This is a genomic window from Phormidium pseudopriestleyi FRX01 (assembly GCF_017313335.1).
Taxonomy (GTDB): domain Bacteria; phylum Cyanobacteriota; class Cyanobacteriia; order Cyanobacteriales; family Laspinemataceae; genus Laspinema; species Laspinema pseudopriestleyi.
The window spans coordinates 1-4426 of sequence record NZ_JAFLQW010000109.1 but is presented as its reverse complement, the minus strand read 5'-3'; the positions used below and the strand labels follow the sequence as shown (position 1 = coordinate 4426).

The following is a 4426-nucleotide window of genomic DNA, read 5'->3' as shown; positions in this document are numbered from 1 at the left end:
TAGCCATTGGGATTTCAGATGAAAGAACGTTAGACAAACATTGCGGGCGATCGCAAGTCAGGTTCCCTCAAATGTTAGAGGACCCTGACTCGGAACTCACGGCACAAGGCTGGTTGTTCCTAGGCGATCGCACCGTTGTGCTTGGGGTTTAGGGATCGTAAGGCTGCTTACCGCTGAACTTGATTTTCGCAGGTTGGGGGTTGTCGCCAATCTTGCGATCGATCTTGCCGTAATAAGCACGACCTTCGTTCACCTTTTCAGGGAAGACACCATCTTTGGGATGGAGATACTCGGTTTCACCACTGGCATAAACCCGGTAAATCTTATAGTCTTCGATTTTGGGCTTGAACTTGGTCCGGAACTGGGTTCCCAAAGCGAGGCAGTGCTCTTTGCGAGGCAGGTAGAGGAGGTTTTCCCCTGCATTCATCACAGCAGCGCCACCGCTGGGCATTTCAAACACTTGCTCATTGGAAGAGGTCCAAGTGATTGCGTATTTTTCTTCCACTAGCGCTTTACTTAGTAAACCGCCGGTGCTGCCCCCAAATTTTGGGGCCTGTCCTGTCAAGGTTTCCGCCATATCTTACTCCGGATAATTTGAAACAATTTTTAGGGCATCGTACCACTGACATCGCCTACTGCTACAGATTTCGTAAGGATCTGTAACAGTTCTTTAGAATTGGGTCGTTTGTTGTTGGTTATTGGTGATCTGAAGTCAGGTTTGAGGTGGATGCCTTGGATGGGGTGGAGTGGCTTTCGTCAAGAAGATATCCACCGCATCCTTCCCCATCTTCCCCATCCTCCCTACTTACCGAATTGGTGTCCGGGGATCGCGGGAACTCCCGGAGGAGCGATCGCCTTTTTGAGATTTGCTTTTGCTACGGGAACTTGGGTTGGGAGTGACATCGGAGGTGCTCTCTGTGGCGATAGGGATAGTGAAATAAAACTGAGTGCCGCAATCTTTCCCGGCGGATTTGGCCCAAATTTGCCCCCCCCAGCCAGTGACGATTTGCCGACAGATGGCTAATCCTAAGCCGGTGCCTCCGGTGGAACGACGTAAAGCTCCTTCTTCTTGGTAAAAGCGGTCAAAGACCGTTTCGAGGCGATCGCTGCTAATGCCTCGTCCCGTATCGGCCACTTTGACCTCCAGTTCCCGATCGCCTCGGGGTTGAGCCAAAATGGTCACTTTTCCCCCGGAAGGCGTAAATTTACAAGCATTATCAATCAGTTTGGAGAGCACTTCCACTAACCACTCCCCATCGGCACGGACTAAGGGCAGATCCTCGGGCACTTCCAGAGTCAAGGTGGGTAAGGCTCCTGCTTCGGTGTTGGTCCGGGTGCGAACACTACTGATGGCTAAGGACAGGCATTCATGCAAGGGTAAGACTTCGGTGTTCCATTCCACTCGCCCGCTTTCTAGGCGCGATAGGGTCAGGAAATCTTGCACGAGAGTCCGCATTCTTTCGGCATCGTCTAGGGCGGTACTGAGCATGACTTGCCGCAGTTCCGGGGGCATATCGGGGTCGGAGGCGAGACTTTCTAGGCAGACTTGAATGGTGGATAGGGGGGTGCGCAGTTCATGTCCGGTAATGGCGATCAGGTTGCTGCGGGTGCGATCGAGGGCGGCGAGTTGTTCGTTCAAGTCTTCTAAGTTGGCGTAAGCTTCCGCTTGCAGGGTGGCTACTCCAATTTGGGTGGCGATCGCCTCAACCATTGCTAGTTCCTCTGCATCCCACCGTCTTTCCTCCCCTCCACAGTGATGCAACTCCACCATTCCCACCAGTTGGTTTTGATAGAACACTGGCACCATTAACCAGGATTCAATCTCCCACTCCCGGACTAAGGCGACCAATCGCGTGGATCCGGTAATCCGAGGGTCGCTGAGGTTCTCCACAACCACTCGTTCTCCCGAGGTGACGACTTCCTGAAATAGGGGATTCTCCTGCAAGGGCCAAACTTTTCCAGAGAGGGATTTTACCGATCGCCCTAAAAATTCGTAGGCGATCGCCGCTTCTTGATCGGTTGCTTTGCAGCGATAAATTAAACACCGACAAACATCCAGGGCCCCGCCGAGTTCTCGCACTGCGACTTGGAAAATATCCGCCGGATTCAGAGATTGCCGGATGGCGGTGGTAATGGAGTTGACTAACCGTTCCCGACGCTCTTGGGCGGCGATCGAGCGATAGGTTTTGACTAATTTATGTTGACCCACCTGTAGGTATGTGACCAACCGTTGCACAAAGGGTCCTGGGTCTACATCCTGGAATCTCGCGGCAGCTTCGAGTGCTGTGTCGGGTTCGCTCAATCGATATGTGGCGATCGCCCGTTGAATTTTCTCCTCCAACTCCGGTCGATACACCCGCACTCGCTCCAACAATAACCTCGCCACGGTACAAGAAACCTGCCGGTCAAAGGTCCAAATCCCCTCAAACCGTCTCGATTGATCCATCGATGGCAGATCGCGAAAAGGCTTCACCACCGATCCCTCTTTTTCCCGACAAACCAGACAAGTGGAATAGTTCGGCGCAAGCACCACCAAGTGCCACTCTTTCGCTAATCCATCATCGGGTTCAAAGGCGATCGCCTCCTGGATCTGTGAACTATTTTGAAATTCCGTTTCCGGTGCCGCAAGTACATACACTTGATCCGTCTTGTTGCCGATCCGTCGATATCGGTGTGTCTCCTGACGATAAAATCGCTCTCGTTGGAAACAGGCAATCACCAAAGCTGGCTCGGTCCCTGCCAGGACTTGATCTTCCATCGCATGGGACAGTGCGGTTAAAGAAGACTTGAAATAAATTTGAGTTCTCAGCAGGGGCAAGGCGTGCAGCAACTCGAACAGCACCGAAGTAGGAATGCTCATTTATTTTGTCTTTATTTCCACTGTAGGCAACAACCATTTGTAATCTGCACGGCAATGTTCAGGCGGTCCCGGTATTGCCGAAACTGTAATGTTCTCCCTATAACAACGTTATCGCACGATGAGCCGACTACTGCCAAACTGCTGCTATATTCCCTGAAAAAACGCGGGATTTCAGATTGTTGATTGAAAATTAAGAATTCATTTCCATAAATTAGGTATAAATTCTCATGAATTTTTTCATTACCCCCGAATTTAACCCCAAAAACTAGCCTAAGCCCTTAACAAAATCAACAATAGTTATTTCATATTCTCTATGTTTGTAGTAACGACTTCACTCGTTTTTTTTTCTTTGACAACCCCTCTAAATCCAGTTAAAAATCTTTGAAAAAATTAGCAGAAACGTTTCCTCTCCCTTGAATTAGGAGGGAAATCAGACGCTTCCCAGGCTAAATTTTATTGTATGAATGATTGAACAGTCTGCCCTCATCCCGCTTACAAGAATAGGTTTTTTACCTCCGGTCCCCGGACCTTGGCAAGGTCCGGGTTAGGGTGGGGTTTTCATAACTCAGGCAAAGTCACGTCACGCACTCAAAGGATGCGATCGCGCCTGTATGGAGGCGGGTGCCCACCTCTTTCTACGCGCAAGTGCGATCGCGCCTGTATGGAGGCGGGTGCCCACCTCTTTCTACGCGCAAGTGCGATCGCGCGTCACTATGACCCCACCCTAACCCGGACCTTGCCAAGGTCCGGGGACCGTTCGTAAAAAACCTAACTCTTGTAAGATCCCCCCCGCCCCTTCTCCCAAAAAGAGTGAGGGCGGCAAAGATGCTCCCAAATTTTATTGTATTAATGATTGAACAAAGGCTCTATATAATATTTCCCTTGAAACTTCAATTGTTAATTTGCCCCAAAACGTAAAGCTATTTGATATTGAATTAAACCATTAAAAACGACATCAAAAAACGTAAACGGATAAATCAATCAAGACTCAGGGATGAGTCGAGGGAACGTCCGAAGTTGATCGCCCGGTTCCCGAAAACCGATCGCGACTTGCATCATCAACGGCAAACGCTCCGGATTGGATCACAGCAATCCAATCCTTACTCTGAATTGCTGCTAATTTTTCGCCGGGGATGAGGGTGGCGGCGGAATTTTTCCATCGTCATTGGCTCCTTCTACAGCTTTCTCAATAATAAATGCGGCTAAGTTAGCCACAGGCCGTCCTTGACTGTCAGCCCAGCGTTCGAGGGCATCATAGACGGCATCGGGAAGGGTTACATGGACTCGTTTACTCACTGTTTTATCTCGATGTCAACAGTTTTATGATACATCGTTGGAGCTACAATGCACGTTAATTTGACAAATAGGGAACCAATCGGCTTCGGTGAGGCACCCTGTTGTGATAAACTAGCCACTAAGGAAAAACCGCGCCCTGTCAGGCAAGACAGAACGCGGGGCTGGAGACAGAGTTTAAATTTCTGACTAAAGCTGTTTAAACTTACTCATTTTTCATGCTATTATAAGGTTATGAGCAAGTTTAGGATTGCCGAAGTCGCAAAAATTATG

General features: G+C 49.6%; 4 protein-coding genes. 1 reads left to right on the top strand and 3 read right to left on the bottom strand.

What is annotated here, in order from left to right:
- Window positions 1-148 precede the first annotated feature (148 nt).
- Entirely contained in the window at window positions 149-577 is a 429-nt protein-coding gene (psaD, locus tag J0895_RS04275; protein WP_207086885.1) for a photosystem I reaction center subunit II PsaD, read from the bottom strand.
- Between the two features lie 228 nt (window positions 578-805).
- Entirely contained in the window at window positions 806-2860 is a 2055-nt protein-coding gene (locus J0895_RS04270) for a DICT sensory domain-containing protein (protein ID WP_207086884.1), read from the bottom strand.
- Window positions 2861-3389: 529 nt separating this feature from the next.
- Between J0895_RS04270 and J0895_RS04265 the strand changes: the two genes are divergently transcribed.
- A complete protein-coding gene (locus tag J0895_RS04265) occupies window positions 3390-3623 on the top strand; it encodes a hypothetical protein (protein WP_207086883.1) in 234 nt (77 codons plus the stop codon).
- Window positions 3624-3976: 353 nt separating this feature from the next.
- Here the strand turns inward: J0895_RS04265 and J0895_RS04260 are convergent, their stop codons facing one another.
- Entirely contained in the window at window positions 3977-4156 is a 180-nt protein-coding gene (locus tag J0895_RS04260; protein WP_207086882.1) for a ribbon-helix-helix domain-containing protein, read from the bottom strand.
- Window positions 4157-4426 lie beyond the last annotated feature (270 nt).

Bases quoted from the DNA above. Each gene is read 5' to 3' on its own strand.
- psaD (WP_207086885.1), bottom strand. From the start codon at position 577: ATGGCGGAAACCTTGACAGGACAGGCCCCAAAATTTGGGGGCAGCACC.
- J0895_RS04270 (WP_207086884.1), bottom strand. From the start codon at position 2,860: ATGAGCATTCCTACTTCGGTGCTGTTCGAGTTGCTGCACGCCTTGCCC.